The organism is Thalassovita sp., assembly GCF_963691685.1.
Classification (GTDB): Bacteria; Pseudomonadota; Alphaproteobacteria; order Rhodobacterales; family Rhodobacteraceae; genus Thalassobius.
Map to the genome: position 1 here is coordinate 1028380 of NZ_OY829290.1, position 22410 is coordinate 1050789.

21 protein-coding genes are annotated in these 22410 nt (G+C 60.8%); 14 read left to right on the forward strand and 7 right to left on the reverse strand.

The window, feature by feature from the left end:
• Window positions 1-2: 2 nt before the first annotated feature.
• The 8 genes from ACORLH_RS05015 to ACORLH_RS05050 are packed head-to-tail and all read left to right on the forward strand — an operon-like array spanning window position 3 to window position 8743.
• The gene (locus ACORLH_RS05015; protein ID WP_321831503.1) at window positions 3-1166 is read left to right on the forward strand and encodes an ABC transporter ATP-binding protein; all 1164 of its coding nucleotides are present in this window, start codon (window positions 3-5) and stop codon (window positions 1164-1166) included.
• A 38-nt stretch (window positions 1167-1204) separates the two neighbouring features.
• Window positions 1205-1948, forward strand: a complete 744-nt coding sequence (locus tag ACORLH_RS05020; RefSeq protein WP_321831504.1) for a sugar phosphate isomerase/epimerase — start codon at window positions 1205-1207, stop codon at window positions 1946-1948.
• Between the two features lie 8 nt (window positions 1949-1956).
• Window positions 1957-3075 carry a Gfo/Idh/MocA family oxidoreductase gene (locus ACORLH_RS05025; RefSeq protein WP_321831505.1) on the forward strand — a complete coding sequence of 373 codons (1119 nt, stop codon included), beginning with the start codon at window positions 1957-1959 and terminating at the stop codon, window positions 3073-3075.
• A gap of 11 nt (window positions 3076-3086) precedes the next feature.
• A complete protein-coding gene (mgrA, locus tag ACORLH_RS05030; RefSeq protein WP_321831506.1) occupies window positions 3087-4142 on the forward strand; it encodes an L-glyceraldehyde 3-phosphate reductase in 1056 nt (351 codons plus the stop codon).
• Window positions 4139-5734 (forward strand): glycoside hydrolase family 43 protein, encoded by a 1596-nt coding sequence (locus tag ACORLH_RS05035; RefSeq protein ID WP_321831507.1) that lies wholly within the window; start codon window positions 4139-4141, stop codon window positions 5732-5734. Before mgrA ends, ACORLH_RS05035 begins: the two co-directional genes overlap by 4 nt.
• Entirely contained in the window at window positions 5734-6570 is an 837-nt protein-coding gene (locus tag ACORLH_RS05040) for a hypothetical protein (protein ID WP_321831508.1), read from the forward strand. Before ACORLH_RS05035 ends, ACORLH_RS05040 begins: the two co-directional genes overlap by 1 nt.
• Window positions 6571-6572: 2 nt before the next feature.
• Window positions 6573-7634 carry a sugar phosphate isomerase/epimerase gene (locus ACORLH_RS05045; protein WP_321831509.1) on the forward strand — a complete coding sequence of 354 codons (1062 nt, stop codon included), beginning with the start codon at window positions 6573-6575 and terminating at the stop codon, window positions 7632-7634.
• Window positions 7631-8743, forward strand: coding sequence for a Gfo/Idh/MocA family oxidoreductase (locus tag ACORLH_RS05050; RefSeq protein ID WP_321831510.1), 1113 nt, complete (start codon window positions 7631-7633; stop codon window positions 8741-8743). Before ACORLH_RS05045 ends, ACORLH_RS05050 begins: the two co-directional genes overlap by 4 nt.
• 59 nt (window positions 8744-8802) lie before the next feature.
• On the opposite strand, the gene ACORLH_RS05055 is transcribed toward ACORLH_RS05050, so the two are convergent.
• Entirely contained in the window at window positions 8803-9279 is a 477-nt protein-coding gene (locus tag ACORLH_RS05055; protein ID WP_321831511.1) for a fasciclin domain-containing protein, read from the reverse strand.
• Between the two features lie 444 nt (window positions 9280-9723).
• Between ACORLH_RS05055 and ACORLH_RS05060 the strand changes: the two genes are divergently transcribed.
• Window positions 9724-9984, forward strand: a complete 261-nt coding sequence (locus tag ACORLH_RS05060) for a YjhX family toxin (RefSeq protein WP_082626204.1) — start codon at window positions 9724-9726, stop codon at window positions 9982-9984.
• 11 nt (window positions 9985-9995) lie between these two features.
• Window positions 9996-10493, forward strand: coding sequence for an N-acetyltransferase (locus ACORLH_RS05065; RefSeq protein ID WP_321831512.1), 498 nt, complete (start codon window positions 9996-9998; stop codon window positions 10491-10493).
• A 144-nt stretch (window positions 10494-10637) separates the two neighbouring features.
• Here ACORLH_RS05065 and ACORLH_RS05070 read toward each other — a convergent pair whose 3' ends face one another.
• From ACORLH_RS05070 to ACORLH_RS05085, 4 genes are all read right to left on the reverse strand, one after another.
• Window positions 10638-11735, reverse strand: coding sequence for an ABC transporter ATP-binding protein (locus ACORLH_RS05070; protein WP_058242759.1), 1098 nt, complete (start codon window positions 11733-11735; stop codon window positions 10638-10640).
• A gap of 5 nt (window positions 11736-11740) precedes the next feature.
• Window positions 11741-12658 carry a carbohydrate ABC transporter permease gene (locus ACORLH_RS05075; RefSeq protein WP_321831513.1) on the reverse strand — a complete coding sequence of 306 codons (918 nt, stop codon included), beginning with the start codon at window positions 12656-12658 and terminating at the stop codon, window positions 11741-11743.
• Window positions 12651-13523, reverse strand: coding sequence for a sugar ABC transporter permease (locus tag ACORLH_RS05080; RefSeq protein ID WP_321831515.1), 873 nt, complete (start codon window positions 13521-13523; stop codon window positions 12651-12653). The genes ACORLH_RS05075 and ACORLH_RS05080 overlap by 8 nt, the downstream gene beginning before the upstream one ends.
• 62 nt (window positions 13524-13585) lie before the next feature.
• Window positions 13586-14830, reverse strand: a complete 1245-nt coding sequence (locus ACORLH_RS05085; RefSeq protein WP_321831517.1) for an ABC transporter substrate-binding protein — start codon at window positions 14828-14830, stop codon at window positions 13586-13588.
• A gap of 244 nt (window positions 14831-15074) precedes the next feature.
• Here ACORLH_RS05085 and ACORLH_RS05090 point away from each other — a divergent pair, with 244 nt between their 5' ends.
• A complete protein-coding gene (locus tag ACORLH_RS05090; protein WP_321831518.1) occupies window positions 15075-15809 on the forward strand; it encodes a response regulator transcription factor in 735 nt (244 codons plus the stop codon).
• Window positions 15809-17257, forward strand: a complete 1449-nt coding sequence (locus ACORLH_RS05095; protein ID WP_321831519.1) for a sensor histidine kinase — start codon at window positions 15809-15811, stop codon at window positions 17255-17257. The genes ACORLH_RS05090 and ACORLH_RS05095 overlap by 1 nt, the downstream gene beginning before the upstream one ends.
• Window positions 17258-17260: 3 nt before the next feature.
• Here ACORLH_RS05095 and ACORLH_RS05100 read toward each other — a convergent pair whose 3' ends face one another.
• Entirely contained in the window at window positions 17261-18532 is a 1272-nt protein-coding gene (locus tag ACORLH_RS05100; RefSeq protein WP_321831520.1) for an MFS transporter, read from the reverse strand.
• Window positions 18529-19137: a hypothetical protein gene (locus ACORLH_RS05105; protein ID WP_321831521.1), complete on the reverse strand. Its 609-nt coding sequence runs from the start codon at window positions 19135-19137 to the stop codon at window positions 18529-18531. The genes ACORLH_RS05100 and ACORLH_RS05105 overlap by 4 nt, the downstream gene beginning before the upstream one ends.
• Here ACORLH_RS05105 and ACORLH_RS05110 point away from each other — a divergent pair.
• The gene (locus tag ACORLH_RS05110) at window positions 19136-21028 is read left to right on the forward strand and encodes a sensor histidine kinase (RefSeq protein WP_321831522.1); all 1893 of its coding nucleotides are present in this window, start codon (window positions 19136-19138) and stop codon (window positions 21026-21028) included. The two genes, ACORLH_RS05105 and ACORLH_RS05110, sit on opposite strands and share 2 nt — an antisense overlap.
• Window positions 21021-22361: a sigma-54 dependent transcriptional regulator gene (locus ACORLH_RS05115; protein ID WP_321831523.1), complete on the forward strand. Its 1341-nt coding sequence runs from the start codon at window positions 21021-21023 to the stop codon at window positions 22359-22361. The genes ACORLH_RS05110 and ACORLH_RS05115 overlap by 8 nt, the downstream gene beginning before the upstream one ends.
• Window positions 22362-22410: the final 49 nt, after the last annotated feature.

A 22410-nucleotide genomic window follows, 5' to 3' on the forward strand; every position in this document is an offset into this window, starting at 1 on the left:
TCATGGGAAACACAACTGTACGCACCGCAGCGTTGGAACAGCAACTGGTCCAGGATGCCGCCAAGGCGGGGATTGCTGCGCCCGCTGCGACCCCCAGCATTGAGATCAATGATCTGAAACTGTCGTTCGGAGCCTTTGAGGTGCTGAAAGACCTCAACCTTACCGTCAGTCAGGGCGAGTTTCTGGTGCTACTGGGATCGTCGGGCTGTGGTAAGTCCACATTGCTGAACTGCATTGCGGGTCTTTTGGACGTGAGCGACGGACAGATCCACATCGGTGGCCGCAATGTCACCTGGGAGGAGCCATCGGAACGCGGCATCGGCATGGTGTTTCAGTCCTATGCGCTTTACCCGCAGATGACCGTGGAGGGGAACCTTTCCTTCGGGCTGAAAAACGCACGGGTGCCGAAAGCGCAGATCGCTGAGAAGATCGCAGCCGCCGCCAAAACCCTGCAAATCGAACCGCTGCTGAAACGCAAACCTGCCGCCCTGTCGGGGGGGCAGCGTCAGCGGGTGGCCATCGGCCGTGCCTTGGTTCGGGATGTGGATGTGTTCCTGTTTGATGAACCGCTGTCCAATCTGGACGCCAAACTGCGCGCGGATCTGCGGGTTGAGATCAAGCAGCTGCACCAGACCCTGGGCAACACGATGATCTATGTGACCCATGATCAGGTGGAGGCGATGACACTGGCAGATCGCATCGCCATCATGCGTGGTGGCAACATCCTGCAACTGGCCAGCCCGAATGAAATCTATTCGCGCCCGACCTGCAAATATGTGGCCGAATTTATCGGCTCGCCCAGCATGAACTTCTTCGAAGGCACGGTCACGGACAACACGTTCAACAGTGCTGCAGGCAGCTTTGATCTGCAGGGCTATGACTTTGCCGCGCAGACCGCCCCGGGCCAATCTGCCTGGCTGGGCATCCGCCCGGAACATATCGCGGTTGGCGATGCGGCCGCGGCTGAACAGAACCGGATGCAGGCCGTGGTGGAACTGGTGGAGCCGCTGGGCTCTGACACTTTGGCGCGGGCACGGGCCGGGGATCAATCGATCTGGGTGCGGATGGACGGTCAGGCCGCCATCGCCCCGGGGGATGAATTGGCGCTGGGCTTTTCCGCGTCATTGGCCAATCTTTTCGACAAAACAAGCGAGGAGCGGCTCTAAGGCGCTCTTTCTTTTCGTAAAATCAGGAACACGTGACAATGGATCTTTCTTTCCAACTCTACTCTGCGCGCAATGCCACCCCCTGGGAGGGTGTGGTCAAAACGCTGGCAGATCTTGGCTACGCACAGGTTGAAGGCTTCGGTGGCAACTACGAAGATGCGGCCGGTTTCCGCGCTTTGCTGGACCAAAACGGGCTAAGCATGCCATCGGGCCATTTCTCGGTCGATATGCTGGAGAATGAGCCTGAAAAGGCTCTGGCGATTGCCAAGACGCTGGGGATCACCCGGGTCTACTGCCCCTATCTGGATGCGGCCGACCGGCCCAGTGATGCCGCAGGCTGGGCCGCCTTTGCCGGCCGGCTGGAAGCCATTGGTGAGGTGATGCGCGCCGGCGGCGTTGCCTTTGGCTGGCACAACCACGATTTCGAATTTGTCGCCTGCGATGATGGCACGATCCCGATGCAGGCCATTCTGGACGGCGCGCCCAACATCGATTGGGAAGCTGACATCGCCTGGATCATTCGTGGTGGCGCCGATCCGTTTGACTGGATCAATGCCAACAAGGGCCGCATCACCGCCGCCCACGTCAAAGATATCGCCCCCGCCGGCGAATGTGAGGACGAAGATGGCTGGTCCGATGTCGGCCACGGGACCGTCGATTGGGCCGCCTTGATGGAGGCGCTGAAAGCGGCGGATGTCGATCTGTTTGTGATGGAACATGACAACCCGTCTGATGCGACGCGGTTTGCCACCCGTTCCATCGAAGCGCTGCGAGAAATGTGAGGGCGACAATGAGCAATAAACTAGGAATTGGTGTTCTGGGCTGCGGCAATATCTCGGCGGCCTATATGCGGCTGGCGCCGATGTTCAACGGGATCGAAATGCGCGCCTGTGCCGATATGAACCCTGAGGCTGCCAAAGCGCGGGCGGAGGAGTTTGGCCTGCGTGCGGAAACCGTGGACGGGCTGCTGGCGGCCGATGACATCGACATCATCGTGAACCTCACTGTGCCAAACGCGCATTTTGAGGTTTCCAAATCGATCCTTGAGGCGGGCAAAAACGTCTATTCGGAAAAACCCTTTGTGCTGTCGCTGGCCGAAGGGGCGGAGTTGAAAAAGATCGCCGAGGCCAAGGGGCTGCGCGTTGGGTCGGCACCGGATACCTTCATGGGCGGCAGCCACCAGTTGGCGCGTCATCTGGTCGACAGCGAAGCGGTGGGCAAAATCACTTCGGGCACCTGTTTTGTGCAAAGCCCGGGGATGGAGATGTGGCACCCGAACCCTGACTTCTTCTTCCAGCCGGGCGGTGGGCCGATCCTGGATCTGGGACCTTACTACATCTCAAACCTTGTGCAGCTGCTGGGGCCGGTGAAGCGGGTCTGCGCCATGTCGTCCTCCGGCAGTGAATACCGCACCATCACCAGCCAGCCGCGCCATGGTGAGAAGATCAAGGTGGAAACCCCCACCACGATCCACGCCATCCTGCAATTTGAAAGCGGTGCGCAGATCACCTACTGCGCCAGCTGGGATGTCTGGCAGCATGGCCACTCCAACATGGAACTCTACGGTCAGGCCGGCACGTTGCATGTGCCGGATCCGAACTTCTTCGGGGGTGAGGTGCGCATGACGGAACAGGGGGCCTTTGTCACCGCGCCGGGCTGGGATCATCCGTTCAACAAGGCAAATGACGGACCGCACGCCAACTATCGCGCTGCAGGGCTGGCAGATATGGCGCAGGCCATTCTGGCGGATCGTCCGCATCGCTGTTCACTGGATTTCGCCTTGCATGTGGTCGACGTTATGACGTCTATCCTCGCCTCAGGAGAGGGCGGACAGTTTGTGGAGATCACCACATCCTGTGACCGCCCTGAGGCGCTTGGCCCCGAAGCGGCCGAGGCGCTGATGGCGTAAGGAGAACCCCAATGACCAGCCCCGTTTGGAAGGCATCAGACACCCGCTATGACACCATGAGCTACCGCCGCTGCGGGCGCTCTGGCTTGAAGCTGCCCGCGATTTCGCTGGGTCTGTGGCACAACTTCGGCGATGACACACCGCATCAGTCGAAGCGGGACATGGTGCGCACCGCCTTTGATCTGGGGATCACCCATTTCGATCTGGCCAACAACTACGGACCAGAGCCCGGCTCGGCGGAGCTGGCGTTTGGGGAACTGCTGAAAACTGACCTCGCCCCGTACCGGGATGAGCTGATCGTTTCCTCCAAGGCGGGCTATGACATGTGGCCCGGCCCCTATGGTGAGTGGGGCAGCCGCAAGTATCTGATCGCGTCCTGCGATCAGTCGCTGAAGCGGATGGGGCTGGACTATGTGGATATCTTCTATTCGCACCGGTTTGATCCCGAAACACCGCTGGAGGAAACCATGATGGCGCTGGATCACATCGTGAAATCGGGGCGTGCGCTGTATGTGGGGATCTCCTCCTACAATGCGCAGCGCACCCGTGAAGCGGCGGCGATCCTGAAGGACCTGGGCACGCCTTGCCTGATCCACCAGCCTAGCTATTCCATGCTGAACCGCTGGGTTGAGGAGGATGGCCTGCTGGATGCGCTGGGCGATACCGGCATGGGCTCAATCGTCTTCTCGCCACTGGCGCAGGGGATGCTGACCGGAAAATACCTCAAAGGTATTCCCGAAGGCAGCCGCGCCACCCAAGGCAAGTCGCTGCTTGATGGTTTCATCAACGACGAAACGCTTGCCAACATTCGCGCGCTGAATGGCATCGCGGAAAGCCGTGGTCAGACATTGGCACAGATGGCCCTGGCCTGGGTGCTGCGCGATGACCGTGTGACCTCAGCCCTGATTGGTGCCAGCCGTCCGGGGCAAATTGAAGACTGCGCCAAGGCAGTAGAGAACCTTACCTTTACCACCGATGAACTGGCCGAGATTGACCGCTATGCAAAAGATGCCGCGATCAACCTCTGGGCAGCCTCATCCGAACACGCAGGCAGCGGAGACGCATGATCCAGAACCCAATTCTACCAGGTTTTAATCCGGACCCATCCATCTGTCGGGTTGGCGATGAGTATTTCATCGCCACCTCAACCTTCGAATGGTACCCGGGGGTGCAAATCCACCGCTCCAAGGATCTGGTGAATTGGGATCTTGCCTGCCGGCCCCTGTCACGTGCGGCGCAGTTGGATATGCGCGGCAACCCCGACAGTGGTGGCATCTGGGCACCCTGCCTCAGCTATGCTGATGGGCTGTTCTGGCTGGTCTACACCGATGTGAAACGGCTGGATGGCAACTTCAAGGATGCCCACAATTACATCGTCACGGCCCCTTCGATTGAGGGGCCGTGGTCTGACCCGATCTATGTGAATTCCTCAGGCTTTGACCCCTCGCTGTTTCACGATGCGGATGGCCGCAAGTACTTCATGAACGTGCAGTGGAACCATGTGTCAAACTCGGTCGGGGGCCATCCGAAACATCCGGCCTTTGACGGGATTCTGCTGCAGGAATGGCATCCTGAGCAGGGGCTGATCGGTGAGGTGAAAAACGTCTTTCCGGGATCGTCCCACGGGTTGACCGAGGCCCCGCATGTTTTCACGCGGAATGGCTACTATTACCTGACCACCGCTGAGGGCGGCACCGGCTATGAACATACCGTCACGCTGGCCCGCTCGCGCGATATCTGGGGCCCATATGAGGTGCATCCAGATCTGCATGTTCTGACCGCCAAAGAGGCGCCGGACAATGCGCTGCAACGGGTGGGGCATGGCCAGATCGTCGACACGCCTGAGGGGGAGTTTTACCACACCTTCCTGTGTTCACGCCCCTTGCCCGGGCGGTTTTCCCCTATGGGGCGCGAAACCGGCATCGCCAAGGTCGAATGGCGTGAGGATGATTGGCTCTACCTCAGTGGCGGGGGCATGGCGCCCGCGCTGACGGAGGTGCCGCCGGTCGTTGCTGAGCGGCGCTCGGTTGTGGCAACTGAAACCAACTTCGAAGGTGCAGATCTGCCGGATGAATTTCAGTGGCTGCGCACCCCCTATCCTGAACGGATTTTCCAGCTGACCGGCAGCGCGTTGCGGCTGATCGGGCGCGAAAGCATTGGCAGTTGGTTTGAACAATCGCTGGTGGCCCGGCGCCAGGAACATGCGGTCTACCGCGCCAAAACCACCATCGCGGAGTTCGCACCGACCACCTATCAACAGGCGGCAGGCCTGACGACCTATTATAACCGCCACAAATTCCACGCCCTGATGATTTCAAGGGATGGCAAGGGCGGGCGGGTCCTGTCTATCCAGTCCTGTGCGGGCGATTGGCCGGATGGCGCGCTCAGCTTCCCCGGTGAGGTGATCCCGCTGAGCGATGGCGCTGTGGACCTTGCCGTTTCTGTCGATCATGACCGTCAGCAGTTTTATTATCGCCAAGCGGGCGATTGGCTGCCGATTGGGCCATCGCTTGATGCCTCGGTGATTTCTGATGAGGGCGGGCGCGGCGAACATGCCTCTTTCACCGGGGCGTTTGTGGGCGTTGTGGCCTTTGACCAAACCGGGCAGGGACGCAGCGCCGATGTCACCCGGTTCCGCTACGCGCCGGAGGGCAGCTGATGCGCGCGAGCCTTGAAATATGGGATGTTGCTAGCGCCAGCTTTGAGGTGGTGCTGCAAAGCCCCCGCCATATCGAGGCGCCGAATTTCATGCCCGACGGGCAGTCGCTGATCGTCAATTGTGACGGCGGGCTGTATCGGGTGCCGCTCAACGCGCCCGAGCTGATCCGCCTGAACAGCTTCACCCATACGATCATCAATAATGACCACGCCCCCAGCCCGGATGGCCGCCAGATTGCCTTCTGCGATAAGTCTGAGACCGGCAAATCCTGCATCTACCTGATGCCGGCAACGGGCGGGCGTCCGCGCCGGGTGACAGCGGGTTTGCCCAGCTGGTTTCACGCCTGGATGCCGGATGGGCAGGCGATGGTCTATGCCTGCGTGCGCGACGGCGATTTTGCCATTGCGCGTGCGGATCTGGACGGGGCCGAAGAAGTGTTGATCACCGGCCCCCACCACTATGACGGGCCTGATGTGACGCCGGATGGGCAATGGATCTGGTTCAATTCCGATCGATCTGGCGCGATGGCGCTCTGGCGGATGCGGGCTGACGGATCAGAGCCTGAGCAGATGACTGACGGCGGTACCGATGACTGGTTCCCCCATCCCAGCCCGGACGGGGCGCAGCTGTGCTATCTGGCCTATGACAAAGACACCGAAGGTCACCCCTTCGGTGTTGATGTGGATCTTTGCCTGATGCCGCAGGGCGGCGGCGCAGCGGAAGTGCTGCAACGTATTCATGGCGGGCAGGGCTGCCTGAACAGCCCGTGCTGGGCCCCTGATGGGGCACGGTTCGCCTATGTTCGCTATTTCGAGATGACCGAGGAGGAGGGGTAACAATGGCAGGATTGATCAAAGGGCCAGCGCTGTTTCTGGCCCAGTTCGCAGGGGATGATGCCCCCTATAACTCGTTAGAAAATATCACCAAATGGGCTGCAGGTCTTGGCTACAAAGGGGTGCAGATCCCAACCTTTGACGCGCGTCTTTTCGATCTGGAAAAAGCAGCGGAGAGTGATGCCTACTGTGATGAGGTCAAAGGCATCTGCGCCGATGCAGGGGTCGAAATTACTGAGCTATCAACCCACCTGCAAGGCCAGCTGGTGGCGGTAAACCCTGCCTATGATGCGGCCTTTGATGCCTTTGCCCCGGCGCATCTGCACGGCAATCCGGCAGGGCGTCAGGCCTGGGCGGTGGATCAGATGAAAAAGGCCGCGGTGGCCAGCCGCCGCCTGGGGTTGGAGGCCTCGGTCAGCTTCACCGGATCGCTGGCCTTTCCCTATCTTTACCCCTGGCCGCAACGGCCCGCCGGGTTGATTGAGGAGGCGTTCGCTGAGCTTGCCCGCCGCTGGAAGCCGATCCTGGATGTTTATGACGAAAACGGTGTTGATGTGGGCTATGAAATCCACCCCGGCGAAGATGTCTTTGACGGCGCCACCTTTGAGATGTTCCTTGAGGCCCTGGGCGGGCATGTACGTTGCCAGATCAACTATGATCCCTCGCATTTCCTGCTGCAGCAGATGGACTATCTGGCCTTTATCGACATCTACCATGAACGGATCTGCGCCTATCACGTCAAAGATGCCGAATTTAACCCCGATGGCCGGCAAGGCGTCTATTCTGGTTATCAGTCCTGGGTCAATCGGGCGGGCCGTTTCCGCAGCCTTGGAGACGGGCAGGTGGACTTCAAGGGCATCTTCTCGAAACTGGCACAATACGGCTATGACAGCTGGGCGGTTCTGGAATGGGAGTGCTGCCTGAAATCCCCGGAACAGGGTGCTGCCGAGGGCGCGCCGTTCATCCGCGATCATATCATTGAGGTGACGGATAAGGCCTTTGATGACTTCGCCGGCGCCGAGACCGATCTGGGACAGATCCGGCAGATGCTGGGGATATCGTCATGACCCGCCTGCGCCTTGGAATGGTGGGTGGCGGGCAGGGCGCCTTTATTGGCGGTGTCCATCGCATTGCCGCACGCATCGATGGTCAATGGGATCTGGTCGCCGGGGCGCTGAGTTCTGATGCGGCGCGCGCCAAGGCCTCAGCCGCTGAACTGGGCATCGCCGCAGACCGCGCCTATACCGACTTTGAGGATATGGCCCGGGCTGAGGCCGCGCGCGAGGATGGCATTGACGCCGTTGCGATTGTCACCCCAAACCACATGCACGCCGGACCCGCGATTGCGTTCCTCAATGCAGGCATTCACGTCATCTGCGACAAACCCCTTGCCGCCACAGCGGATCAGGCCGAGGCGATTGCCCAGGCCGCGGCGGCCAGCAAAGCGCGGTTTATCCTGACCCATAACTACACCGGCTACCCGCTGATCCGGCAGGCCCGACAGATGGTGGCAGAGGGCGAATTGGGGGACATCCGCCTGGTGCAGGTGGAATATGCCCAGGATTGGCTAGCCGAGGAGGTCAGCAACAAACAGGCCGACTGGCGGGTGGATCCCGACCGGTCTGGCGCCGGTGGGGCGATCGGCGATATCGGCACCCATGCGTTCAATCTGGCTGGATTTGTCAGCGGGTTGCAGGCCGAACAGCTTTCCGCGGATCTTTCCAGCTTTGTGGCGGGGCGGCGTGTGGATGACAACGCCCATATCATGCTGCGGTATGGTGGCGAGGCTAAGGGGATGCTCTGGGCGTCGCAGGTGGCAGTGGGCAATGAAAATGCCCTGCGGCTGCGGATTTACGGCAGCAAGGGCGGTCTGGAATGGACGCAGGAAAATCCCAACCAGATGAGCTTCACCCGGTTTGGCCAACCCAAGCAGATCCTAACGCGCGCCGGCGCGGGTTCAAATGCTGCGGGCAGCCGCAACATCCGGGTGCCGCCCGGCCATCCTGAGGGCTATCTGGAAGGGTTTGCCACGCTTTACAGCGAAGCCGCCGCGATGATCCGGGGTGATGATGCGGAGGCACATACGCCGGGGATCGAAGAGGGGCTACAAGGCATGCGCTTCATCGCGGCCTGCATCACCTCCAGCGGTCAGGATGGACGCTGGGTGACGCTCTGACTGGTTACAAAACAAAAGGCCCGCCGTTTTAAGGCGGGCCTTTCGCGTGAGTGGTGGGCTTAGCTGCCCGGCAGGATCACCTTGTCGATCACATGGATAACCCCGTTGGAGGCGGCAATATCCGCCGCCGCAACGCTGGCGTCATTGATCATCACGCCATTGTCCAGATCGATCATGATATCGGTGCCCTGAACGGTGGTTGCCATCATGTCGTCCTTCAGGTCGGTCGACATCACTTTGCCCGGCACAACGTGGTAGGTCAGGATCGCGATCAGCTGATCCTTGTTTTCCGGCTTCAACAGGGTCTCCACAGTGCCTTCAGGCAGGGCGGCAAATGCAGCATCGGTCGGTGCGAAAACGGTGAAGGGGCCGTCACCTTTCAGGGTTTCAACCAGACCCGCGGCCTGAACTGCGGCAACAAGCGTGTTGAAATCGCCAGCGCCAACAGCGGTGTCGACAATGTCTTTGGACATGCCACCGGCCATGGCAGGGGCGGCGAGAAGGGAAGCAATAGCAATGGTTGCTGCGCGGATCATTGGATCAGTCTCCGAAATGGTTTTGGTGTCAGAATGCCTCTGGGACATCTGCTGGGGCTACGCAGCCTGAGCCTAATTAGATCTGCGATTTTTCTGGCAAAACGGCCTTGATTGCCTATCCCCGCAGGCTAAGCCCGCCGGTTTTTCGATTTCCATAAAGTTCTCGTGAACAGACGTGAGCCGCTTTTGCGGCCTGTGCTTTGCAAGACACACATTGCAAGACACACAAGCACGCTCTGCATTTTTGGCAGAGCAGGCTGATTGACAGGGACGTGTGGCCTGCCTATCTGGCGCAGGAAACGTCATCACATCAGATGGAATTGTTAGATGTTGGAGCTTGTGCATAAGCACTGATCACCACCGCTGGATCGGGGTGATCACAACCCGGGCCTGAAGCGAGACTTCGGCACCGGTGTTTTGATGTGTTTCACAAACAGGGTCACAATGAACATCTCGAAAATCGAACAGCGCGTGCTGCACGCGTTGGCTCAGGGTGGTGAGATCCGCTTTGAGCGTGCAGGCAATGGCAAACTGACTGAGGTCCATTGCTTTACCCATGATGGCATGGTTTTGATGGGCTGTACCTTGGACGTCGTTGGCAAATTGCGCCGCAAACGTCTGATCAAATCGCAGAGCGCCAAACCTTACCGTATTTCCGCTCTGGGGCGCCAAGTGGTGCGACCACAGCTCAACAACCGAACGTAGCGAGGTCTGATATGAACATTCGCGAAGAAACCCCGGCGGATCTTTCGGCGATCCGTCAGATTGTCGATGACGCCTTTGCCGGGGCTGAACACAGCGACGGCACCGAAGGTCAGATCGTCGAAAAACTGCGGGCGGCAGGGGCGTTGACCCTATCGCTGGTTGCCGAGGAGGCGGGGCAGGTCCTGGGCCATGTCGCCTTTTCCCCGGTGCGCATCGGGCCTCAGTCCGCCGGGTGGTTTGGTCTGGGTCCCGTTGCGGTGCGCCCGGACCGGCAGGCGGGCGGTATTGGGGCGCGTCTGATTGAAGCCGGGTTGGCGCAGTTGCGTCAGCAGGGCGCCATGGGTTGTGTGGTGCTGGGCGATCCCGCCTATTACCAGCGCTTTGGCTTCCGCGCAGATCTGCAGGTGCAGTTTGAAGGCGTCCCGCCTGAATACTTCATGCAGCTGACTTTTGATGGTGCAACGCCCGCTGGCGCAGCGGTCTACCACGCGGCCTTTTATCCTGAATAACCGGGTTGCCTCCCCCGTAGGTTGGGGGAGGCAATTTGAATGGCCTTTGTTTTGATAGCCGTTTCGTCAACGTTCAAGTTGGCCAATAGCAAAACGCCCCTACCGGATGATCGGGGCGTCTTGGTGTTCACGTGAGGGGTCGACTTAGTTCAGCCGTTCGCCGGTGCCAGGGGCAAAGTAGCTGACCTTGCCCAGGTCAAAGGCCAGATCCAGCATTGCGCCGGGCTGTGCCTTGGTTTCGGCATGCAGACGCGCGGTGACCTGTTTGCCGCCCAGTTCCGCCACCACATAGGTGTCGGCGCCCGCCGGCTCGACCATGTCGATCAGGCACTGCGCCTCCTGCACATCCTGTCCAGCGCGGAAGCCTGCCTCGGCGATGTCTTCGGGGCGCAGCCCCAGAATAACATCTTCGGGCAGATCGCCGCTGTGGGTGTCTTTCAACACAATCGGTGCGCCGTCGCCGCGGGTGATCTCAATGTCCAGACCGCTGCCGTTGCGCTTGGCTTTGGCGGGGATCAGGTTCATCGCGGGCGAGCCCATGAAATCGGCCACAAACAGGTTTGCGGGGTTGTTGTAGATCTCCGCCGGGGTGCCGATCTGCTGCACCACACCGCCCTTCAGCACCACGATCTTGGTCGCCAGCGTCATCGCCTCAATCTGGTCATGGGTCACATAGACCATTGTGGCGCCGAGGTTCTGGTGCAGCTTCTTGATCTCGGAGCGCATCTCAACCCGCAGTTTGGCGTCGAGGTTCGACAGCGGTTCATCAAACAGGAACAGCTTGGGATCACGCACCAGCGCGCGGCCCATCGCCACCCGCTGACGCTGACCACCGGACAGTTGCCCGGGGCGGCGGTTCAGCAGCGGTTCGATCTGCAGTTGGCTGGCCACCTCTTGCAGCTTGGCTGCCTGGGTTGCCGCATCCACGCCCCGCACTTTCATGCCGAAGGTGATGTTCTTGGCCACCGACATGGTCGGGTAGAGCGCATAGGACTGGAACACCATCGCGATGTCGCGGTCCTTGGGGCTGACATGGGTCATGTCCTTGCCGCCAATGCTCAGCGTGCCGCCGGTGATCGGCTCCAGCCCGGCGATGCAGTTCAGCAGCGTGGACTTGCCGCAGCCCGAAGGCCCCACCAGAACCAGAAAGTCGCCCGGTTCAATCGAAACGTTGATGTCTTTGAGGATCTCAACCGAACCGTAGTTCTTGTAGAGGTTCTTAATATCCAGAATAGGTGCCATTTGCCTTATCCCTTTACCGAGCCAGCGGTCAGGCCGCGGATGAAGTATTTGCCCGCCACCACATAGACGAGGAGCGTGGGAAGCGCGGCGATGATGGCGGCGGCCATGTCGACGTTATATTCCTTCACCCCGGTGGTGGAGTTGACGATGTTGTTGAGTGCCACGGTGACCGGCTGTGTGCCCGCCTGGCTGAAGCTGACGCCGAACAGGAAGTCATTCCAGATGTTGGTGAACTGCCAGATCACGGTCACCACCACGATGGGCAGCGACAGCGGCAGGAAGATCGACCAGAAGATCCGGAAGAAGCCCGCGCCGTCTACCTTCGCCGCCTTGGTCAGTTCGGCCGGAATGGTGACATAGTAGTTGCGGAAGAACAGCGTGGTGAAGCCGATGCCGTAGATCACATGCACCACGATCAGCCCGGGGATGGAGCCTGCCAGCCCCATGAGCCCCAGCATGCGTGCCATCGGCAGCAGCACCACCTGAAACGGGATGAAGCAACCAAACAGCATCAGCGAGAAGATCAGGTTCGCGCCTTTGAACCGCCACTGCGCAATCACATAGCCGTTCATCGCGCCCAGCATGGTGGCCAGCATCACAGCAGGCACTGTCATCAAGACCGAGTTCCAGAAGTAAGGGCGCAGACCCTCACATTGCACACCGGTACAGGTTGACGACCAGGCTGTTTTCCAGGCCTCAAAGGTCACATCGCGGGGCAGCGAAATCAGGCTGCCGGTGCGGATCTCATCCAGGCTTTTGAGTGAGGTGGTCACCATCACAAAAAGCGGCATCAGATAGAACAGTGCAAAGGCACCCAGCATTGCAAACAGCAGCCAGCGCAGAGCCAGTTGGGACCAGTTCCGCTGTGGTGCGGCGCTGGGGGCGGCCGCATTGGCCGCGGGGGAGTGGGTGAAATCAGTCATGTTTCGCCCTCAGTTCAGAGTAGAGATAGGGAACCACGATGGCAAAGACGACGCCCATCATCACCATGGCCGAGCTTGCTGCCTGACCAATGTCGCCGCGCGAAAACGCCATGGCGTACATGTAGGTCGCTGGCAGATCCGTGGCGTAGCCGGGGCCACCGCCGGTCAGTGCGATGACCAGGTCAAAGCTCTTGATGGCGAGGTGGGCCAGCACGATGAAGGCCGACAGGAAGATCGGGGCCATCGAAGGGATGATAATGGCGGAATAGATGCGCCAGGTGGGGATGCCGTCCACCTGGGCGGCTTTGATGATCTCTTCATCAACACCACGCAGACCAGCAAGGAACAGCGCCATGACAAAGCCCGAGGCCTGCCAGACAGCGGCGATCACCACGGCGTAGATGGCGCGATCAGGGTTCACCACCCAGTCAAAGGCGAAGTTTTCAAAGCCCCAGCCGCGGACGGTGGCTTCGATCCCCAGACCGGGGTTCATGATCCACTTCCAGGCGGTCCCGGTCACAATCATCGATAGCGCCATCGGGTAGAGGTAGATCGTGCGCAGCGCGCCCTCGGCCCGGATTTTCTGGTCCAGCAGGATCGCCAGAAGCAACCCCAGCACCATCGAGATCACGATGAAGAGCACGCCGAAGATCAAGAGGTTGTTCATCGCCGTGTCCCAACGGGGTGAAGCGAAGAGGCGCTCGTATTGAATAAGACCTTTGATTTCGTATTTCGGCAGCAGCTTGGAGCGGGTGAAAGAGACCCAGGCAGTCCAGAAGATAAAGCCGTAAACGAAGATGAGGATGGCCACGAAAGATGGGGCGAGCACCATCTTGGGCATGTGGCGTTCAAGCCATTCGGTCATGGTGACGACCTTTCATTTGCGGTGACCCGCCCCGCAATTGATCGGGACGGGTCGGGGGGAGATTACAGCGAGTTGGCGACCGAGTTGGCCAGCATCTCAACCGCGTCTGCCGAAGACATATCCGAGTTGAAATGCGCGGTCACAACATCGGTGATCGCACCAGCTTGGGCACCGCGCAGTGCCATGCCGTGGGCATAGCTGGGCAGCAGCGAGCCTGCTTCGTTGCTGGCGTTCATGTCTTTGGCCGAGGTGTGGGCGCAGCTGTCGAATTCATCCAGAGCAACGTCAACACGTGCAGGGATCGAGCCTTTGTTCAGGTTGAACACCTTCTGGAAGTTCTGACCAACGATCAGCTTGGCCAAAAGGTCCTGACCGGCTTTCTTGTCATCGCCATCAACGTTGAACATCGCAAAGCTGTCAACGTTGTAGAGGTAACCTTCGCCGGGGGTCGACGCACAGAGGAAGTCTTGGCCCGGCACTTTGCCGGCTGCAATAAACTCGCCCTTGGCCCAGTCGCCCATGATCTGGAAGGCAGCTTCGCCGTTCATGACCATTGCAGTGGCCAGGTTCCAGTCGCGACCTGCAAAGTTGCTGTCCACATAGCCACGCAGGGTGCGCATTTGGTCGAAGATCTCAACCATGGTGTCAGATTTCAGCGTGTCCATATCCAGTTCGACAAATGCTTTTTTGAAGAACTCAGGACCACCGATGCCCAGTGCAACGGCTTCAAACACGGTCGCGTCCTGCCAGGCCTGACCACCGTGAGCCAGCGGGATGATGCCCGCGGCCATCAGCTTGTCTGCGGCGGCGTTGAACTCAGCCCAAGTGGTGGGCATCGCGATGTCGTTGGATTTCAGGACATCAGCGTTGGCCCAGATCCAGTCAATGCGGTGGACGTTCACCGGCGCGGCGCACCAGGTGCCTTCGCATTTCATATGACCAGCGATCGAGGCTGGCAGAACATCAGCCCAGCCTTCTGCTTCGGCGACCGACGAAATGTCCGCCAGAACGCCCTCTTCGTACCATTCCTGAATGGCCGGGCCTTTCAGCTGAACGGCGGTCGGTGCGTTGCCCGACAGGACACGGGCGCGCAGTGCGGTCATCGCAGCGTCGCCGCCGCCACCGGCAACCGGCATGTCGGTCCAGGTGCCGCCGTTGTCGGCAAATTCACCTTGCAGAACGGCCACGGATTTCGCTTCACCGCCGGATGTCCACCAATGCAGAACTTCGGCTTCCGGACCTGCAACAGCCATGTTGGATGCAACGATCGACGCCACCGCTGCGGTGGCGAATACGGATTTCTTCATAAGATTACCTCCCAAGTGTGGCTGCCCGACGGGGCAGCGCTGTTTAATTGGTGCCTCAGGTTCGCAGGTCCAAACAATGGCCCATCCGGCCCTTTTAGGAGAGTCATGTCACAAAATCCGGGCTTCTGTTACACGTTGTTACCTAGGCCTTGATTTTGTTGCATGGTGTTACAAACCCGGGGCAGGACGCGCGGCACACCCCACGGCGGGGCGGGCCGCGACAAGGAAGAAAAGGGAGGCAGCCATGGCGATTCCGCGGCTATTGGTTGTGGATGATGACGCTGAAACGCGCAGCATGATGACGCAGTTCATGCGGCAGAATGGCTTTATCGCACTGCCCGCGCAAAGTGAGGCTGAGATCCAGGCGCAGTTGGAAAACGGACGCGTGGACCTGATCCTGCTGGATGTGATGCTGGGCGATGAAAACGGGGTCGAGATCTGCGCCCGGCTGCGCAGCGATCAGGATGTGCCGATCGTCCTCGTCTCAGCGCTTTCAGCCGACCATCAGCGGATGGCGGGCTATGAAGTGGGGGCTGATGACTATATCGCCAAGCCGTTTAATCCGCAGTTGCTGCTGGCGCGGGTGCGGGCAGTGTTGCAACGCGCACAGCGCTCCGCCTCGCTGACCTATCGGCGCAAGGTCGGGACCTTCCGCTTTGGCGGCTGGGTCTATGACGCCAAACATGATGAGGTGCGCTCGCCCGAAGGGTTTCAGGTGGCGCTATCGCGGCGGGAAACCAGCCTGTTGAAGGTGCTTCTGGCCAATCCCCACATCCCCCTGACCCGTGAAGAGATTGCAGCTGCGCTGGATGTGACAGGGGACAGTGGCACGCCGGATACCGCAGGCCGCGCGATTGACGTGCTGGTGGGGCGCTTCCGCTCCAAGATTGAAAAGAACCCCAAAGACCCGCAGATGCTGCGGACGGAACGCGGTGTGGGCTATGTCTTTGCCGTCGACGTCCGGGTTGAGGCGGGCTGATGCGGTTTTCCTTCCGCCTGCGCTCCCTCGGCATTCTTTGGACCCTTTCCGCTTTTGTTGCCGGGGCGGTGGCCGCGTGGCTTTGGGTCAGTTCCAATGCCGATTGGCGGGCGCATCAGCTGCGCGCCTATGCCGGTGGCGTGGCGCTTTACGATGCGTTGCGCGGGGACAGTCAGCCGCCCGCCGGCGTCAGGCTTAAACCCCTTTCGCCGGCGGAAACACTGCTGGCGAATGAGGGCGCTTTTGCCCGGCTGCAGAAACCCGGCAAACCCGCCTATATCACCAATGTGTCGATCTATGCCGATCAGGGCGAATTCTTCACCGGGTCGCGCCTGAACATTGCGGTGATCTCGTCCACGCTGCGCTATCAGGTGTCAGCCCTGCCGCAGGGGGAAAACCGATCGGCCCCTGAAAAACTGGGGGCGGTGACGCAGCTTTTGGCAACCTATTGCAGTGATCCCATTTTGCTGGCCCGGCTTGGCAATGGCGCATGGTTGCGGGTCGATGGGCTGGCGCTTTGGGGCTGTGAGGCGGCGCCAAATGACTGGCGTTTGGCGGCTGTGGCCCTTGCGGTTCTGGCGCTTGCGGTGCTGCTCAGCCAGGTGGCGGAAACTGCGGCAACCTTTGATCGCTTTGCCCAGGCGCTGCGGGCGCACCGCCGTTTTGGCGGGCCGGAAAGCTACCGCGCCGAAGGCCCGGCCGAACTGCGTGAGATTGTGGAGGCGGTAAACGCCTATCTGGAAAGCGAACGCGCACAGCTGAGCAAACGGGCGGTGGTGCTGTCTGGCGTCAGCCATGATCTTGGCACACCGGCAACACGCCTGCGGTTGCGGTCTGCGCTGATCCCCGATCCCGAACTGCGTGAGAAGCTGGAAGGCGATATCGACCAGATGACCGGCATGATCGAAAGCGTGTTGACCTACACCCGCAGCGAGCTGAACACCGAGGAGCCGCGCCAGATCTCATTGACTGCGCTGATTGAGGCGCTGGTTGAGGATTATCAGGATCTTGGCGATCCGGTAAGCTTCAGCCGCCGCGCGCCTGAGATGATCGAAGGTGGGCGGTCGGTGTTCATGTCCCGCACCGGGCAAACCCTGGCGCCGGAGGAACGCCGCGTGCTGGTCTCCGCGCGACCGATCTCATTGCAGCGGGCGCTGTCGAACCTGATCGATAACGCTTTGAAATACGGCCGCCGGGCAACCGTTGAACTGGAAGCAATGGCCGATCGCGCCGTGATCACTGTAGAGGATGAAGGGTCAGAGTTCTCCGTTGCGGATATTGAGGGCATGTTGGCCCCCTTCCAACGCGGGCCCAACGCACAATCTGTCGATGGTTTTGGCCTTGGTCTGACCATTGTGGCAACCGTGGCGGAACAGCACGGCGGGCACCTCAGTTTTGAGGAAGGGCGGACAGGTCTGCGGGCCCGGCTGGAAATCCAGCGCGGCTAGACCTCAGGTACGGGCGCTTTGCAGGTTTTCTGGGTAAAGCATCTGCCGCGGTGTCGCGAGCAGCAGGAAAATCGCAATGAGTTTCAACAGGCTGGGCACCACCGCATAGGCCAGCCCAAGTGCGTTCAGCGCCTCCGTGCCGTTCTGCGCGGCGGGGCTGTAGCCCGCGGCCTGCAATGCCGGCAGGGCGACCGCCGCCGCCAGTGCCAGCGCCACTTTGGCGGCAAAGGACCACAGGCCAAAGCCGATCCCCTCAGGCAAATCAAACCGCGCCAATGAGGCCGCAAAAAGCGCGGGCAGGATCACCATATCCGCCGCCAGTGCTGCACCGGAGGCAAGGCAGACGATGGTAAACCCCCAGGCCGATCCCGGTTCCAGAACCGCCGCCCAGCCAAAGCTGAAGATCGCCAGCGTCATCGCAGGAACCAGAACCTGCCGTGCACCCCAGCGCTTGGCCGCCTTGGCCCAAAACGGGGCTGCCAACCCTGCGCTGAGGAAGAACAACAACAGGAACGGTCCAGTGAGGTTTGGCAATTGCAGGCGGTCCTCAACAAAGAAGACGAACAACGTTGATGACAGCGCCACCGGCAGCGCGTTGATCAATCCGATCAGTAGCAGCCACATCGGCGCTGGCGCCCAGAGTTGCCGCAGGTTCAGCTTGCGACGCGTCACCGGATGGTCCGCCGGGCCAACCCAGAGCGCCCGGGTGCTCAGCGCTGCCAGCGCAATCAGCGCCACCAGCAGCAGCCCAAACTCGCGGTAGGGGGCATCCCGCCCAAGGGTGATCAGGATCTGTGGCGCACTGGCGGCAATTAGCACACCGCCCAACAGTCCGGCCTCACGCCAGCCGGCCAGCTTCAGATGGGCATCTGGCTGTGAACCGCCCGCCAGTGTCACGCCTTGCCCGTAAAACAGGATGTGCAACAGGCTGTAACTGGTGAAGACCACGATGAGCGCGGCCATCAGCCAGGGCAGGGGCGCAATGGGGGCGGGCAGCACAAACAACATCAGAAAACCAAGTGCCAGCCCGGCCAGCCCAATCTGGCTGAGGCGCAGGCGTTGCGGCGCGTAGCGATCCACCAGCCAGCCAAGTGCGGGGTCCTGGATCAGGTCGATCAGGCGGATGGTGATCAGAACGCCGCCCAATGTGGCCAGATCAATGCCCAACGCGCTGGCGGCAAAGCTGGGCAGGTGGATGTAGAGCGGTATGCCCGCGCTGGCCAGAACCGCGGCGAACAGGGCAACTTTGGGATAAAGACGGGTGGCGGGGGTCATTGACCACGCAATTGGCTGGACAGTTTGGGGTCACGAGATTGATCCGACATCCAGATCGACAGCAGGCGTTTGCGGATGTCGGGATGGCGCAGCTCGCAGGTCTTGCGGCCATTGAACAGGAAATCGACCCGATCCTTTTGCGCCCCAAAGGCCACAAACCGGTCACCGGGCGACACCGTGCGATAACAATCCTGAAGCTTGCTTAGAATGTCGGGATGATCCGCCTGATCGCCTTCCAGCCGTTCCAATTCCTTGCCGGAGGCATAGACCAGCCGGTCCCGTTTGAAACTGCGGTCGTAGGCCAGTTCCAGTGCAAAGGGCTGTGACCATGAAAACGGTGCGGCATTGGCGGTGAACAGCCGCGCCGAATAGATCGGGATCCCTAACCAGCGGACCTTGGCACTGCCGCGTTGCGCTGCCGTTCGCAGGGAGCTTGCTATCTCTGCAGGGACCGCCAGATGGGGCGAATCTGTTTGAGCGGTCGTGGCAGAACTGGATCCGGCCAGCACAACGCAGACAGTCATGACAAGAGCGAACACGTAGCCGACAGCGCCGCCGGAGGCGATGAGGGGAGGCCTGTTGAAGCGGCGATAAATCATCAGCATGGTCCTTCTTGTCACAGCGCTTACGATCTGGCCGGGTGAATGGATCACTCTTTACCCGGAATATTGGCCGGCACGGCGCGCGCCCTTGGGGCCTGAAATCCGCCAAGCGCTTGCAATTCGTCGAAAGATCGCCAATCAGAAAATGATGAAATCTCTGCGTCTCATCCTCTTTGCGCTTCTGGCGCTGGTGCTGGCTTTTGGCTGCTATAGCGCCGCCATGTCCTATTTCCGCGCCGAAGAGCAGCAGCGCGCCGAAGGCCGGCTGTCGCTTTACCATTCGACCGTGACTGCTGAGATTGAGCAGTTTTCCCACCTGACCTATGTGTTGGCGCGCGATGCCTTTGTGATCGATGCCGCCAGCGCCGCCGCCACCGGGACTTTGGCTGGTGCGTTGAATGAGGCGCTGAACAACCGGCTGAAGTCCTTCGCGGCCGAAGCCGGGCTGGATGCGATCTATCTGATGCGGCCAGACGGCACCACCATCGCCACCTCAAACGCGGATCTGCCTGAAAGCTTTATCGGCAAGAACTATGCGTTTCGCCCCTATTTCCAGACTGCACGGGATGGCCAGCAGGGTCGGTTCTACGGGATTGGCTCCACCACCGGTCTGCCGGGGTACTTCATTGGCGATCCGGTGCGCAATGCCACTGGGGCCTTGGTGGGTGTGGTGGCACTGAAGCTCGATATCTCCATGCTGGAGGCCCGTTGGCGCAGCGCGGGGGAGCAGGTGATGCTGGTCAATCAGGACGGCGTTGTGCTGCTGGCCTCTGACCCGGATTGGCGCTACCGCGTGCTGCAACCCTTGCAACAGGCACAGCGCGCGCAGATCGAAACCGCCCGGCAGTTTGCCACTGAACCCCTACCGCCCTTGGACTGGGAACCGCTGGCAGGGGGGCGGGCCCGGATCGGTGTGGATGAGCGTTTGCACCTCACCGCCTCAGACCTGCCGCAGGGCTGGGTGCTGCATTATTTTGCCAGCGAAGAACGGGCCCAGTTCCGCGCTGCGCTTTTGACCGGTGGCCTGTTGTTGATCGCAACCCTGTGGCTGGTGGTCAGCCAGCAACGCCGGGCCCGGCGTATCGGCGCAGCGCTGCAGCAATCCAAAGACGAAGGCGTGCAGCTGCGTGAGGCCAACGATCGTCTGGCGGTGGAAATTGACGAACGCCGCGCGGCAGAACGGCGGCTGAAACGCACCCAGGACGAATTAGAACGTGCTTCGCGTCTGGCAGCTCTGGGTCAGTTGGCGGCCTCGGTCACCCATGAGTTGGGCCAGCCCATCGCCGCCATGCGCAACCATCTGGCGGCGGCCGAAATCTCGGGCAGTGGCGGGCGGGCTACGCCGCGTATCGCGGCACTGGTCGACCGGATGGAGGGGATCACCCGGCAACTCAAATTCTTTGCCCGCACCGAAGGCGAAAGCTTTGCCGAGGTTGATCTGGCCAGCGCGATGGCCGCAGCAATTGAACTGGTGCGACCCAATTTGGATCAGGCGGAGGTCACGCTGGACTGGCAGCGCCCAAGCGCCCCCATCACCGTGCGGGCCAATCAACTGCGGCTGGAACAGGTGATGACCAATATCCTGCGCAATGCTGTGGACGCCGTTGAAGGCGACAGTGAGCGGCGCATTGAAGTGCATCTGGGCCAATCTGAACACCATGGCTGGTTTGAGGTCCGCGACAGCGGCCATGGACTGGGCGCCGCGACGCTAAAGGACTTGCAGGAACCCTTTGTGACCACCCGCGAAAGTGGCCGTGGCATGGGGCTGGGGTTGGCGATCTCGGCCAATATCATCAAAGAACACGCCGGCACGCTGGCAGCGCAGAACCTTGCATCGGGCGGCGCGGCGTTTCGGGTGGAAATTCCCCTGACCGAGGAGGGACAGGATGACTGAAACACAAACCGTGTCAGTTCTGGTGGTGGATGACGACCGCGAAATGCGCCTGTCGCTGGTTGACCTGCTGGAAGCGGCCGACTGGCGGGTTGAGGCCCTGCCACGGGCCGAAAAGGTTGCTGAACACCTCAGCCATTTTCAGCCCGATGTGATCCTGTCAGATGTGCGGATGCCCGGCATGTCCGGCCTTGAGCTGTTGGCCTCGCTGGATGCCGATACCGCACCACCGCTTGTGTTGATTTCAGCCCACGGGGATATCCCGATGGCGGTCAGCGCGATGCAGGCGGGGGCCTATAGTTTCGTCGAAAAGCCCTATGAACCCCGCCGCCTGCTGACCATCCTGCGTCACGCGGCCGAACAGCATCAGATGCGCCGTACCACCGAACGGCTGCGCGCCCGGCTGGCGCGCCTGTCGGGGCTTGACCGGGTGCTGCTGGGTGCAACGCCTGAACTGGCCAATCTGCGCGAAGACATCCTGGATGTCGCCGAAAGCCCTGCCGCGGTGTTGATCCAGGGCGAAACCGGCACTGGCAAAGAATTGGTGGCGCGGGCGCTACATGATCTGGGGCCACAGGCGGACGGGCCGTTTCTGGCCCTGAACTGCGCCGCGCTCAATCCCGCCACCTTTGAAAGTGAGATGTTTGGCGAGGCCGGCCACCACGAAGGCAAGCTGCTGCTGGCAGATGGCGGCACGCTGTTTCTTGATGAAATCCTGTCCTGCCCACCTGAGGTGCAGGCCAAGCTGCTGCGGGTGATTGAGGACAAACAGGTGACGCCGCTTGGCGCCAGTCGCCCGGTGCCGCTGCGGTTCCGGGTTGTCTCGGCCACCAATGAAGACATGGCCGAAGCCATCGCCGAAAAACGCTTCCGTCAGGATTTGTCCTTCCGGATCAATACGGTTGAGCTGACCCTGCCAACACTGCGCGCCCGGCGCGGCGATCTGGTGCTGCTGTTTACCCATTTTCTGGAACATTACGCCCAGACCTATGAGGTGGAGCCACCGAACCTCACCCAGGAAGACCTGACAGCGCTGATGGCGCATGATTGGCCCGGCAATGTGCGCGAATTGCGCAATGTCGCCGAACGCCGGGTTCTGGCCGCACGGCGCGGCGGTGGCTCGGTCACCCGTGCGCTGCGGGTGGATCTCAGCGTGGATGAGGTGCCCGATACCCTGCGCGAAGCCGTCGCCGCCTATGAGCGCGAGTTGATCGGCAAGGCCATCACCGCCCATCAGGGCCGGATGGAGGCCGTGGCCGAAGCCCTGGGCATCGGCCGCCGCACCCTCAATGAGAAGATCGTCAAACTGGGCCTTGATAAGGACGCGCTGCTGTAAATCCGGTGGCTGATTTTGCGCTTGGCAAATTCGCGATACCCGCTATGAG